The sequence below is a fragment of the Streptomyces sp. NPDC052016 genome (assembly GCF_044548445.1).
Lineage (GTDB): Bacteria > Actinomycetota > Actinomycetes > Streptomycetales > Streptomycetaceae > Streptomyces.
Genome location: NZ_JBIUBX010000003.1, coordinates 83,727 through 96,596 on the forward strand (window position 1 = coordinate 83,727; position 12,870 = coordinate 96,596).

Here is a 12,870-nt window from a genome sequence, read left to right on the forward strand (position 1 = left end):
GTTCACACCGACTCGCGCCAGCCGTTGGTGATGGGCAGACGCCGGTCCTTGCCGAAGCCCTTCGCCGAGATCTTCGTCCCCGGCGGGTACTGCCGCCGCTTGTACTCGGCGGTGTCCACCATGCGCAGGGTCCTGACGACCAGCTCACGGTCGTACCCCGCCGCGGCGATCGCGTCGGCGCCCTGGTCCCGGTCGACGTACATCTCGAGGATGGCGTCCAGAACCGGGTAGTCCGGCAGGGAGTCCGTGTCGACCTGTCCCGGCCGCAGCTCCGCGCTCGGCGGCTTGGTGATCGAGTTCTCGGGGATCGGCGGGGTCTGGCCCCGCTCGGCGGCCGCCCGGTTGCGCCACTCGGCCAGGCGGAAGACCGACGTCTTGTACACGTCCTTGATGGGCCCGTACGCGCCCACCGAGTCGCCGTACAGCGTCGAGTAGCCCACCGCCAGCTCGGACTTGTTGCCGGGCGCGAGGACGATGTGGCCCTCCTGGTTCGAGATCGCCATCAGCAGGGTGCCGCGCAGCCGGGACTGGAGGTTCTCCTCCGCCAGGCCCGTCAGGCCCAGCGAGCCCATGTACGCGTCGAACATCGGCTCGATCGGCACGGTGCGGAAGTTCAGCCCGGTCCGCCGCGCCAGCTCCGCCGCGTCGCCCCTCGAGTGCTCCGACGAGTACTTCGACGGCATCGACACGCCGTACACGTTCTGCGCGCCCACCGCGTCACAGGCGATCGCGGCCACGAGGGCCGAGTCGATACCGCCCGACAGGCCGATCAGCACCGACTCGAAGCCGTTCTTGGCGACGTACGCCCGCAGGCCGACCACCAGCGCCGAGTACACCTCCTCGTCGTCGTCCAGCCGTTCCGCGTAGCCGCCCGCCAGCTCGGGCCGGTACGCGGGCAGCGGGTCCTCGGAAAGGATCACCCGGTCGATGCGCAGACCGTCGTCGACGACGCCCTGCGGAGCGTCGGCCGACGCCGCGGGCAGGTCGAGGTCAAGGACCACACACCCCTCCGCGAACTGCGGCGCTCGCGCGACGACCTCGCCGTCGCGGTCCACGACGATCGAGTCGCCGTCGAAGACGAGCTCGTCCTGGCCGCCCATCATCGCGAGGTAGGCGGTGGTGCAGCCCGCCTCCTGGGCGCGCTTGCGCACCAGCTCGAGGCGCGTGTCGTCCTTGTCGCGCTCGTAGGGGGAGGCGTTGATGGAGAGCAGCAGGCCGGCCTCGGCGGAACGCGCCGCGGGCACCCGGCCGCCGTCCTGCCAGAGGTCCTCGCAGATCGCCAGGGCCACGTCGACGCCATGCACCCGCAGCACCGGCATGGTGTCGCCGGGCACGAAGTAGCGGAACTCGTCGAAGACGCCGTAGTTCGGCAGGTGGTGCTTGGCGAAGGCGAGGACCACCTCACCGCCGTGCAGCACCGCCGCCGCGTTCTGCGGGGCGCCGGCCGGCTGGCCGTACTTCGGCTGGGCGGTCTCGGAGCGGTCCAGGTAGCCGACGACGACCGGAAGCCCGCCGAAACCCTCGTCGGCGAGGCGCGCGGCGAGCGTGCGCAGGGCCGCGCGGGAGGCCTCGACGAAGGACGAGCGCAGGGCGAGGTCCTCGACGGGATACCCGGTGAGCGCCATCTCCGGGAACGCCACGAGGTGCGCTCCCTGCTCGGCGGAGTGCCGGGTCCAGCGGAGGATCGTTTCGGTGTTGCCGGCGAGGTCGCCGACGCGCGAGTCGATCTGGTTCAGGGCGAGGCGAAGTTGAGGCACGCGCACCAGTGTAATCGTCAGAGCGACGCGATGGGGTGGGGTGAGGTGTCGCCCACCTCACGCCACCCGCTCACCCGGGCGGCGGCCGCGGCTACGGCCGCGGCTTGGCGCCGCGCGCGGCGAGCAGGTCCGTCATGAGCTGGATCTCCGACTCCTGCCCGTCGACCATGCCCTGCGCGAGCCGCTTCTCCACCCCCACGGTGCACTTGGCGACACACCCCTCGGCCATGTGGATGCCGCCTTGGTGATGGTCCGTCATGAGCTGGAGGTAGAAGATCTCGGCCTGCCTGCCGTTGAGGGCGCCCAGCTTCTTCATCTCGGTGTCGGTGGCCATGCCCGGCATCAGCGCGCCGTCCTCACCGGAGGCCATGCCCTTCATGCCCATCCAGGCCATCGGCTCGTCCGACGACACCTTCGGCAGCCCCCACAGGTCCAGCCAGCCCAGCAGCATGCCGCGCTGGTTGGCCTGCGTCTGCGCGATGTCGTAGGCGAGCCGCCGCACGTCCTCGTCCTTCGTGCGGTCGCGCACGACGTACGACATCTCGACGGCCTGCTGGTGGTGCACCGCCATGTCCCGGGCGAAGCCGGCGTCCGCCGAGTCGGCGGACGGGACCGCCGGGCCGTTGTCCCCGGCGACGGAGTAACTGATCGCCCCGGCCGCGACCAGCACCCCGGCCACGGCCACGGCGACTCCGGCGTACCTCACTGCGACAGACCGCCCGTGCACGCGGCGCCCGGTTCGGGCGTCTGCTCGCCCTGCACGAACTTCTCGAAGAACTTGTCCACGTTCGGGTCGCTCGCGCCCGTCACCGTCCGCTGGTGCCCCCACGCGGTGAGCATGATCGGATCGGCCTGCTTCTCGTCCGGGCTCATCAGCGTGTACGGCGTCTTCTCGACCTTCGCCGCCAGCGCGTCGACGTCCGCCTTCGCGGCCTTGCTGTTGTACGTCACCCAGACCGCGCCGTGCTCGAGCGAGTGCACGGCGTTCATGTTGTTCAGCGCCTTGGTGTAGACGTCGCCGTCGCAGTTCATCCACGCCTGGTGGTGGTCGCCGCCGACCGGCGGCTCGGTCGGGTACTTCACGGTCTTGGTGACGTGGGTGCGCCCGAGCGTTCCCTGCCACGTCCTCACGCCGTCCGAGCCGGTGACGAACTTCCCCGCGGTCGCCTTCGCGTCGGTGGAGGAGCTGTCGTCCGACTGCGACTGCACGAGGACCACGGTCCCCGCGACGAGCCCGGCGACCACGACGGCACTCGCCGTGATCATGAGGATCCGGCTGCGCCGCTCACGCGCCTGCTCGGCTCGCCGCATCTCCTCTATGCGCGCCTTGCGCGCCGCGCTGGTGCTGTTCTTGGCGGAACCCATGAGGTCTGTCCTTCTGGGGAGAGGGGCGGTCGGTGGGGCCTGCGGGACGTTCGGGTCCGCTGATCGTAGTGGGGGATCAGGGGGATCTCGTAGACAGCTCACAGCCAAGAGACCGCAGGAGAAATTTGAAGCTCGGATATGGATTATCTACCGTTTCCCCCATGCGGCTCTTGCGATCCACCGACCTGGCGCTGCGCGTGCTGATGCGGCTCGCGGTGGCGGGCCCGACCACCCCCACGACGCGGGACGTGGCGGCCGCGATGGAGGTTCCCTACACCCATGCTGCCAAGGTCGTGGCCGAACTCCAGCACATGGGCCTGCTGGACGCCCGCCGCGGCCGGGGCGGCGGCCTCACCCTGACCGAGAAAGGCCGTTCGGCGTCCGTGGGCGAGGTCGTCCGGGCCTTCGAGGGCGACGGCGACGTGGTGGACTGCGAGGGCGGCGCCACTCCCTGTCCCCTGAGCTCCGGTTGCCGGCTGCGCGGCGCGCTGCGCCGGGCTCAGGAGGCCTTCTTCGCGTCCCTCGACCCGCTGACGATCGCCGACATGGTCGCGGAGCCGACGGGGCCGCTGCTGCTAGGGATCGGCAGCCGGCCCGCGGACTGAGCCCGTCCCTGGGAGGGCCGGGCGTCCGGTGCGGGGAGGAGGCCGGGGATACCGTTCGCCCAGGTCTCATATTTCAGGTCTCCCGGGCGGCGGGACGCCGAGGCGGTGTCTCGGCGGGGCGCAGAGACACCGTCCGCGGGCTCAGGACGGATCAGGCCCGCGATCCGTCCGTCCGTGTTCAGGGGCCGGTGCTCAGGCCCCCGCCAGCCAGAGGTCCGGCCCGAACACCTCGTAGTGCACGTCGGCCGGTGAGACCCCCTTCTCGATCAGCTGGGCCCGCACCGCCCGCATGAAGGGGAGCGGGCCGCACAGGTACGCGCGCGTGCCGGGGTGGACGGGGACGTCCGTGAGGTCCGCGAAGCCGGTGCGGGCGCCTTCGGGGGCGTCCTGTTCGTACCAGAGGTGGACGGTCGCCTCGGGGAGCTTCGCCGTGTACGTCTCGTGGTCGGTGCGCAGGGCGTGGTCGGCGGGGGAGCGGTCGGCGTGCACCACCGTGACGGGGGCCGGGTGGCCGGTGGCCGCGAGGTGGGCCAGCATCGCGGCCATCGGGGTCACCCCGATGCCGGCCGAGGCCAGCAGCAGGGGGGTGGCGGTGACGTCGTCGAGGACGAGATCGCCGAACGGTTCCGAGAGCTCCAGCGCGGCGCCCTCGTGCACGCGCGCGTGGAGGTGGTGGGAGACCTCGCCCTCCGGGGCCGTGGCGTCGCCCGCAACACGCTTGACGCTGATCTGCCGTACGGACGAGCCCGGTGCCCCGGAGAGGCTGTACTGGCGGATCTGGCGGGCGCCGTCGGGGAGTTCGGTGCGGACGGAGACGTACTGGCCGGGGCGGAAGTCGCGGACCGGGCCGTCGTCGAGGGGGCGGAGGCGGAAGGTGACGACGTCGGGGGTCTCCGCCACGCGCTCCACGACCTCCCAGGGCCGCCAGGTGGGGCCGCCCTGCTCCTCGTACAGCCGCTTCTCGATCGCGATCAGGGCGTTCGCCATCAGCCAGTAGACCTCGTCCCAGGCGGCCGCGACCTCGGGAGTGACCGCCTCGCCGAGGACGTCGGCGATGGCGGCGAAGAGGTGCTCGTGGACCACCTTGTACTGGTCGGGGGCGACGCCGAGGGACGCGTGCTTGTGGGCGATGCGGCCGAGCATCGCGTCGGGGCGGGTGTCCGGGTGCTCGACCAGGTGCGTGGCGAAGGCGGCGATGGAACCGGCCAGGGCCTGGCGCTGGGTGCCGGCGGCCTGGTTGCCACGGTTGAAGAGGTCGCGCAGCAGCTCGGGGTGGGCGGCGAACAGGCCCGCGTAGAAGCGTTCGGTGATCTCGCCTATGGCCGCCCCGACGGCGGGCAGCGTGGCGCGGACGGTGGCTGCGGACTGTTCGGACAGCATGAGGCCTCCTCGGGCTCGCTCGCCGGGACTCGCTGACCACCCGGCACCCGGCACGCTAGTAAAACTTGCATTTGAGATGCAAATTAATGCGTGGACGCGGGACGGGAGGGGCCGGGCATTACGGATGTCAGTCCGAGCAGGCAAGATGGGCGGCAGAGCAGTACACCCGCCGTACGCGAGGCGTTCGGGCCCCGGTCGCCGCGACGATCAAGGTGCGCAACGCGCGTGAAACGCTGTTGTGGTGGGATGCTCAGGTGCCCGACCGCCTCCCGCGGGACGGGGGACAGGCGGCCTGACCAGCAAGGATGGGGAAGCGGAAGATGGACAAGCAGCAGGAGTTCGTGCTCCGGACCTTGGAGGAGCGCGACATCCGGTTCGTACGCCTGTGGTTCACGGACGTGCTGGGCTTCCTCAAGTCCGTCGCCGTGGCGCCGGCCGAGCTCGAGCAGGCGTTCGACGAGGGCATCGGCTTCGACGGCTCCGCCATCGAGGGCTTCGCCCGGGTCTACGAGTCCGACATGATCGCCAAGCCGGACCCCTCCACCTTCCAGGTCCTGCCCTGGCGCGCCGAGGCCCCCGGCACCGCCCGCATGTTCTGCGACATCCTCATGCCGGACGGCTCCCCGTCCTTCGCCGACCCGCGGTACGTGCTCAAGCGTGCCCTGGCCCGCGCCTCCGACCTGGGCTTCACCTTCTACACGCACCCCGAGATCGAGTTCTTCCTCCTGAAGGACCGCCCGCTCGACGGCTCGCGCCCGACCCCCGCCGACAACTCCGGCTACTTCGACCACACCCCGCAGAACATCGGCATGGACTTCCGACGCCAGGCGATCACCATGCTGGAGTCCATGGGCATCTCGGTCGAGTTCTCCCACCACGAGGGCGCCCCCGGCCAGCAGGAGATCGACCTGCGCTACGCCGACGCGCTCTCCACGGCCGACAACATCATGACCTTCCGCCTCGTCATGAAGCAGGTGGCGCTGGAGCAGGGCGTCCAGGCGACCTTCATGCCGAAGCCGTTCTCCGAGCACCCCGGCTCCGGCATGCACACCCACCTCTCGCTCTTCGAGGGCGACCGCAACGCGTTCTACGAGTCCGGCGCCGAGTACCAGCTCTCCAAGGTCGGCCGGTCCTTCATCGCCGGTCTGCTCAAGCACGCGGCGGAGATCTCCGCCGTCACCAACCAGTGGGTCAACTCCTACAAGCGCATCTGGGGCGGCTCCGAGCGCACCGCGGGCGCCGGCGGCGAGGCCCCCTCGTACATCTGCTGGGGCCACAACAACCGCTCCGCCCTGGTCCGCGTCCCGATGTACAAGCCCGGCAAGACGGGCTCGGCCCGGGTCGAGGTCCGCTCGCTCGACTCCGGCGCCAACCCGTACCTGGCCTACGCGATGCTGCTGGCCGCCGGCCTCAAGGGCGTCGAGGAGGGCTACGAGCTCCCGCCGGGCGCGGAGGACGACGTGTGGGCGCTGTCCGACGCGGAGCGCCGCGCGATGGGCATCGAGCCGCTCCCGCAGAACCTGGGCGAGGCACTGACCCTGATGGAGCGGAGCGACCTCGTGGCCGAGACGCTCGGCGAGCACGTCTTCGACTTCTTCCTGCGCAACAAGCGGCAGGAGTGGGAGGAGTACCGGTCCGAGGTCACCGCGTTCGAGCTGCGGAAGAACCTGCCGGTGCTGTAACCACCGGTCGAAGCATGTTCTCCGCCGATTCGGCGGGTGGGGCCGACGGTCACGGACGTCGGCCCCAACGCACTTCACCGCTGTACGGTCAGGTCGTCGGATCGAACTGGCCGAGCTCAAGGCGAGTTCGGCAGGTCCGTCACTTCCCTCCACTGAGACTGGGGGATCTGCCCCTGTGCCGGGGCGGGACACACGAGGGTTTGACCCCCGCCGTCGCAGTGCAGGGTGTAGACGTCACCGTCCAAGGTGATGATCTTGTAGAACGCGTCACTCCCGTTGGCGTCAACCGAGACGTCGCAGACCGGGGAGTCGACGGGGAAGCCGCTGATGAGACTGAGGTTGGTCCAGCCGGGAGTGTTGGCCGGGCCTGAGGTGATCAGCGTGTTCTCCGGGTTGGTGACGTCGCGTCTGCCGGCGAACGGCACTCCTTGGTTGAGCGCGGCGAGATACTGCTCATTGCCGTTGGGCTGCGTCGAGTCGACGGCGGGGCCGCACGCGGTCGCGGGTGGAGGCGGAGGCTTGGGGCCCCCGCCGGGGCACGGGTCGTTGGCGTTGTTGTTGCCGGGTGCCGGCTTCTGTCCCGGCTGATCGGTCTTGCACGGGACCCCGTTGCCGGGCGACACGGCGGCGCGCGGGGTCGCGCTTTGCTCCGTTGCCATGGCTGGGATGGCCGCGCCGGCCGCCATCACCACCGCGAGCGAGACGAGCGTGCCGGTCTTCCTGATGCTGTGGTGCGCCAGTGGCCCGAGCAGGGCAGTCCTTCTGAACCGAGGACTCATGTACGTGCTCCATGCATCGATTTCGGGGGGCTTCCCCGTAGTCGAGTGCGAGCTTGACCTGCGCACGCTGGGTCGCCGAGCACCCTCGATCGAGACACGCTTAATATCGTTAAATTGGACTAATGGGACTCGGTGGCTCTGCCGTGCCGCATGAGCCGGGCCGTCTGTGGGCCGCCGAAGGGTGGCCCAAGGTGACCCACGACGACCAGTGACGACCGTTCGGCCGCGGTCGACGCTGCGCCGACGTCCACCGCCTGAGGTCGCACCGGTCCGACCGTTCTCCCCGTGTACGCGCGGCCCTGAGAACCGCGCTTGCCTCGCGACGCACGGGGGCGACAGCCCGATTGCGGGTCATCCGGGCCGGAGTAGCCTGGAGTTGACCGACGGCTGCCTGATTCTGGAGGTAGGCGATGTTTCTCCGATTGCTGCGCCGTCGTTTGCCGTGCGGGCTTGTCCTTTTCGGTGACGGCCGCCTGATCCGAGGCTTCAGCGGCAGTCTCTACGACGGTCACGGATACATGGGCTGACCCCGTCCGCGAGTCGAACCGGGCCCGCCGCGCAGGCGCGGCGGCAAGCGCCGGGCCTGGAGGATGTGCGGTGGCAGAGGAGACCGATGCCCTGGCGGCCCTGACGCGGATCCTGTCGCCGCACTGCCGGGTCACCAGGATGGCGAGTGGAGCGCTGATCGCGGACTGGCGGCGGACGCGCTTCCTGGGGATGGCCACGGCAGATCTGCGGAACCTTGCCGAGGGGAGCCCGGAGGAACGCGCGGCCCTCGTCAGCGGTCTCGTCCGCGCCGGGTGCGCGACGGCCGGCCCGAAGGCGCATGCGGACAAGGAAGTCGGGCTCTGGCTGCGCGGAGTGCACCTGCTGATCCGGACCGTGGGTTTCGGGCGCGTCCTGCGGCTCCTGCCCCTGGTCGCCCCGGACTACGCCCGTGCGGACCCCCCTCCGGCGGAGGACGTGGCCCGGCTGAAACGGGCGGTGCAGTCGCACAGCCGCGGAAGCTGGTTCGTCAACGGCGACTGCAAGTCCGAGGCCGTGACGGCGTTCGTCCTGCTGCGGCGGCGCGGCTGGAAGGCCGTCCTGCACGTCGGCGTGCGCGAGCACCCGCTCGCCCTGCACGCCTGGACGTCCTCGGGAGACCTGTGCATCCCCGACGCCGACCCGCGCGGGCACGCGTTCGCGCCGGTTCTCTCGATCGACGGCGGAGGGCAGTGACGTGGAGGCGCTCGGCCTCCAGTGGGCCGGGGGCGCGCCCGGGCTCTGGGCGGCCGAGACCATGGTGCGGCGGGGACTCGTCACGACGGTCTCCTCACCGGCCGGCACCGCGGCCGTCGTCGGCTGGGTCGGCTCGTTCCGCGACCGCGTCGCGGGCGCGCGCCGTCTCCTCGACGACTTCGGCCCGCCGGGCGCCGAACCGCGCCTGCCGAACGGCGACTACGCGGCCGTCCTGGTGTGCCGCGACCGCATCCTGCTGATACGGGACGAGCAGGCACGCATGCCGCTGTTCTTCAAGGAGTCCGGTGGCCGGGTGACCGAGGTGAGCACTTCGGCACGCCGCCTGGGCGGCGACGCGGAACCGCAACCCCGCTACCTCTGCCGGTACCTGACCGGGAACCTGACCCAGCAGCACGCGGACCTCACCCCCTTCGCCGGGGTGCACCGCGTCCTCGGCGGTGAGGTGGTGGAGCTGTCGCTCACGGGGCGACTGCGCGGCCGCGTCCCGCGACGCGTCCCCCGGACCGACGCCCCGCCGGAGCCCACGGCGGACGCGCAGCGCCCGAGCGGGGCCGGGGCGGCGGCCGGGGCCGCGAAGGAGCTGCGCCTCGCACTGGAGGAGGCCGTGGGCCGCCGCATGGGCGAGTCGACGGCATGCCATGTCTCCGGCGGCACCGACTCCACCGGCGTCGCGTTGCTCGCGGCACGTCTGCTCGCCGGGAAACAGGACCACCCCGGGGACCTGGTGCTGCTCGCCGGCGGCTTCGGCACGGGAGAACTGGCGGGGGAGCGGCCGTACCTGGACGCGGCGATGGAGGAGATACGCCGTCACGCCCCCGCGGCGCGAACGGTGATCGTCGAGGCCGACGACGTCGCCGACTTCGACGACTTCGAGCACCACGCGGGCGACGCGGACGAGCCTCACGCCCACGCCTTCCGCGCCCCGTTCTGGAACAGGCTGCACACCGCCGCGGCGGACCTGGGCTGCGACATCCTCATGACCGGCTGCGGGGCCGACCCGATCGCCGACGCCGACCCGCTGCACCTGCACGAGCTGGCCCGCAGGGGACAGCTCCGGCAGATGGCGCAACAGGCCCGCGCCTGGGCCGCGGGCAGCGAGCGGGGTGTGCGGGACATCGTCTCCGCCCACGTCGTACAGCCGGCTCTTCCGCCGGCAGCCGAACGGTTGACCGCGCTCGTCCACCGTCGCGGAACGGTGCTCGGCGGCCTCGGCGCCTTCACCCGCCCCCCGTGGCTGCGCCACGGTTTCGCCCGGGCTCACGGCTACCGTGAGGCCGCCGGCGCGGAGCGCCGCTTCCTGCTCGGGCGCGAACCCGCACAGTCCCGGTACGACGCGGCCAACTACCTCGCCGCTCCCGACCCGGTGTCCTGGCACCACGCACGGCGGAACGGGTTCTTCCTCTCGCACCCCTTCCTCGACCCGGAGGTCGTCGCCACGATGCGCCGCCTCCCCGCCGAAGCCACGTTCCGGCCGGGCCGGCCGAAGGCGGTACTGCGGGAGGCCATGGCGGATCTGCTTCCGGCCCCGATCCGCGAGCGGGTGGTCAAGATTCCCTTCGACGACGTCTACGCCCGCGGCCTGCGGACACACGGCGAGGAACTCGTCGACCTCTGCCACTCGGCCCGCCACCCGCTGGTCACGGAGATGTTCGACGTCGGGACGCTGTGCCGGGCGGTGAGAGAGGCGCAGCTCGGCATCGGGGACGCCTGCGCCTGGGACCGTCTGAACAGCTCCCTCGCCCTCGTGGTGTGGCTGGAGCGGCTGGGCCGGCGCTCCGGCGCGCGGGACGCCGCCGTACCGGTCATCGCCGGCTCTTGACGTCCCACAGCGTGCGTTCGAACGGGCCGGTCCCGGCGTCGACGAGGCCGTATCTGTTCCGCAACGCGTGGTCCTCCGCCCCCGCAAGGATCAGGTCCTCCTCCCCCTCTCGCCTGATCATCGGCACCAGGCCTGCGCCGTGTGGGCCGAACCGCCAGAAGAGAGTGAGACTGCGGGGATCCATCGTGTGGTTCGCGATCGCGTTGTTCTCGTGCACCCTGCCGCGGTAGATGATGGAGTCGATGTCCTCCTGCCCCTCCTGTATCCACCGGGGCACCTTGCCGCCGGACCAGGAGTTCCCGACCGGGACGAGGTTCTCCAGGCCGAGCCGGTCCTTGCGCGCCAGACTCACGTTGGCGTAGAACGCCAGCTGGTCGTACTCCGTGTCGATGGGCAGCTGCACGACTGTCCGGGTGTGCAACTCGTCGTCTGCCTCGATCCAGTTTCCGGCGAACGTCCACGGGTGCGCCGCGACCAGCTCGCCGGGCTGGTGGATCTCCCAGCGGGCGAGCGGGTGTGCCTCCGGGAAGAACTGGGCTTTGCTCCACTTCTCGGCATCGTCACGCCACTGGGCGCGCAGCCGGTCCGTCTCGCTCAGCGGCACCCGTTCCCCCATGGCGTGGAACTCGGCGCCGATCACGTAGAAGCCCACATCACTGCGGTTCTCGAGCCTGATGTCGATCGGCACCGAGAACGCCTGACCGTCCTGACTCAGCATGGGCTCGCCCACGGTCATCTTGACGAGGGGCTTGGCTCCGCGTTGATACGGCTGGTACAGGTGCTGATAACCGAAGTTGGCCACCGCGATGCTCGAGGTCACGATCACCGCCGCGGCCACCCGCTTGGGGGCGGGGATCACGACCGAGGTCCGCCACAGCGCGAGGGCGGCCCACAGGGAAGCCGCCGTGAGCAGGGCCCACAGGACTCGGTAGCCCGTGGAATCGCCCTTGAACGTCTCGAGCAGGATCATGACGTTGGCGACGAGAGCCGCGATGGCGGCGATCAGCGCCACCATTCCCGAGTAGGTGAAGCTGTTCCGGTACCAGTGGTCCACGGCCGCGGCCGAGCCCAACAGCGTGGTGAGCGAGACCGCGAGGAGGATGGCACCGGTGAAGCGCCCCGTGTAGGTCAGGGCCGAGCCGAGGTTCTCGACACCGAACCATCCCAGCATGAACGTCGACACGAGCAGGACCAGCAGGATCCCCACCAGGACCGCCAGTGACCCTCTGGAGCTCGCCGGGAGCCGTGGCATCCGCAGGCGCGGGCCGGTGCGGGACTCGGGGGAAGTCCTCACGGGTTCATCGCCGGGACTCACGGGTGTCTCCTTCGACCGTCACTGGGGCACTGCGGACCATCGTGCGTGGTGATCCACCGGATCACCATCCGGATGCCTCCTGACGGCTGAGAGGTACCGCCCGGGAAGACGAGGGGTGCGGCCCGGCCGGGCCGCACCCCTCCCCTCACGACCCTCTCCTCACGCCCCCGAATCCGCCGACCCTGCCAGCACCCGGTGGAGCGGTTCCGTCGCGCGGCGGCGGTACTCCTGGATCGCCCAGCCGTTGCCGTCCGGATCGGTGAAGTACATGAACGTGGCGCCGTCGTCGGGGGCGTACCGGACCGGTTCGGAGACGTCCAGGCCGCGCTCCACGAGTTCCGCGCGGGCGGCCTCGATGTCGGCCACACAGAGCTGGAGGCCCTGGTAGGAGCCGGGGGCCGGGCGCGGGCCCTTCGTCATCTCCCAGATGCTGTCGCCCAGCGCGATCGAGCAGCCGGAGCCCGGAGGCGTCAGCTGGACGATCCGCATGCCCGGCATGACCTCCTGGTCGATGTCCACGTGGAAACCGGCCTTGTCGCGGTAGAAGTCCCGGGCCCGGTCGATGTCGCTGACGGGCAGAGGGATCACTTCGAGCGTGTACTGCATCGGCTGTCCTTCTCCTCGCGTGTGGCGGAGTGGTGCTCTCGGTTCCTTGCCTTGCGTGCTTCGAGGCCGGTGCGGACGTGCAGGCCCCGGCCGCACCGGACCGCCGGCCGGGGGTGACGTGCTCGGCCGGCGGCCAGGGCGTCGCCGTGGCCGTCTCGTCGCCGTGGCGCGCGTCGAGGCGGTTCCGGGATGGCCGGACGGTCGTCGGCACCTCCAGGCATCGTCCCCTACGGGACGGACCCGCCGCACGGCGTCGACTCATCGCCGCTCGGCCCGGCGCTCCCCCCCGGACTCTCCGGTTAGGCTCGAGTCCGTACGAC

Annotated in this window: 11 protein-coding genes; 4 read left to right on the top strand and 7 right to left on the bottom strand. The window is 71.0% G+C overall.

All coding sequences use genetic code 11. The features are described from left to right. Positions 1-2: 2 nt before the first annotated feature. The 3 genes from ACIHAR_RS05390 to ACIHAR_RS05400 form a co-directional block, all read right to left on the bottom strand. Positions 3-1,757: an NAD+ synthase gene (locus tag ACIHAR_RS05390; protein WP_365455111.1), complete on the bottom strand. Its 1,755-nt coding sequence runs from the start codon at positions 1,755-1,757 to the stop codon at positions 3-5. Positions 1,758-1,848: 91 nt separating this feature from the next. Beyond that, positions 1,849-2,463, bottom strand: a complete 615-nt coding sequence (locus ACIHAR_RS05395; RefSeq protein WP_365455114.1) for a DUF305 domain-containing protein — start codon at positions 2,461-2,463, stop codon at positions 1,849-1,851. Then, positions 2,460-3,122: a DUF3105 domain-containing protein gene (locus tag ACIHAR_RS05400; RefSeq protein WP_365455117.1), complete on the bottom strand. Its 663-nt coding sequence runs from the start codon at positions 3,120-3,122 to the stop codon at positions 2,460-2,462. The genes ACIHAR_RS05395 and ACIHAR_RS05400 overlap by 4 nt, the downstream gene beginning before the upstream one ends. A 161-nt stretch (positions 3,123-3,283) precedes the next feature. Here ACIHAR_RS05400 and ACIHAR_RS05405 point away from each other — a divergent pair, with 161 nt between their 5' ends. Next, complete coding sequence (locus tag ACIHAR_RS05405; protein ID WP_400017131.1) at positions 3,284-3,727, top strand: RrF2 family transcriptional regulator; 444 nt, start codon at positions 3,284-3,286, stop codon at positions 3,725-3,727. A 192-nt stretch (positions 3,728-3,919) separates the two neighbouring features. Here the strand turns inward: ACIHAR_RS05405 and ACIHAR_RS05410 are convergent, their stop codons facing one another. Then, positions 3,920-5,107: a globin domain-containing protein gene (locus ACIHAR_RS05410; protein WP_400017133.1), complete on the bottom strand. Its 1,188-nt coding sequence runs from the start codon at positions 5,105-5,107 to the stop codon at positions 3,920-3,922. A 320-nt stretch (positions 5,108-5,427) separates the two neighbouring features. Between ACIHAR_RS05410 and glnA the strand changes: the two genes are divergently transcribed. Next, positions 5,428-6,789, top strand: coding sequence for a type I glutamate--ammonia ligase (glnA, locus tag ACIHAR_RS05415; protein WP_189940371.1), 1,362 nt, complete (start codon positions 5,428-5,430; stop codon positions 6,787-6,789). Positions 6,790-6,905: 116 nt separating this feature from the next. Here the strand turns inward: glnA and ACIHAR_RS05420 are convergent, their stop codons facing one another. Then, on the bottom strand, positions 6,906-7,568 hold the full coding sequence (locus ACIHAR_RS05420) for a hypothetical protein (protein ID WP_400017136.1): 663 nt from the start codon (positions 7,566-7,568) through the stop codon (positions 6,906-6,908). A 597-nt stretch (positions 7,569-8,165) separates the two neighbouring features. On the opposite strand from ACIHAR_RS05420, the gene ACIHAR_RS05425 reads away from it, so the two are divergent. Both ACIHAR_RS05425 and ACIHAR_RS05430 read left to right on the top strand, forming a co-directional pair. Further along, complete coding sequence (locus tag ACIHAR_RS05425) at positions 8,166-8,789, top strand: lasso peptide biosynthesis B2 protein (RefSeq protein WP_400017138.1); 624 nt, start codon at positions 8,166-8,168, stop codon at positions 8,787-8,789. Positions 8,790-8,850: 61 nt separating this feature from the next. Further along, positions 8,851-10,629, top strand: a complete 1,779-nt coding sequence (locus tag ACIHAR_RS05430) for an asparagine synthase-related protein (protein ID WP_400017388.1) — start codon at positions 8,851-8,853, stop codon at positions 10,627-10,629. Here the strand turns inward: ACIHAR_RS05430 and ACIHAR_RS05435 are convergent. Continuing rightward, complete coding sequence (locus tag ACIHAR_RS05435) at positions 10,613-11,944, bottom strand: hypothetical protein (RefSeq protein ID WP_400017140.1); 1,332 nt, start codon at positions 11,942-11,944, stop codon at positions 10,613-10,615. The genes ACIHAR_RS05430 and ACIHAR_RS05435 overlap by 17 nt on opposite strands. Before the next feature lie 159 nt (positions 11,945-12,103). Beyond that, positions 12,104-12,550, bottom strand: coding sequence for a VOC family protein (locus tag ACIHAR_RS05440; protein ID WP_400017142.1), 447 nt, complete (start codon positions 12,548-12,550; stop codon positions 12,104-12,106). Positions 12,551-12,870: the final 320 nt, after the last annotated feature.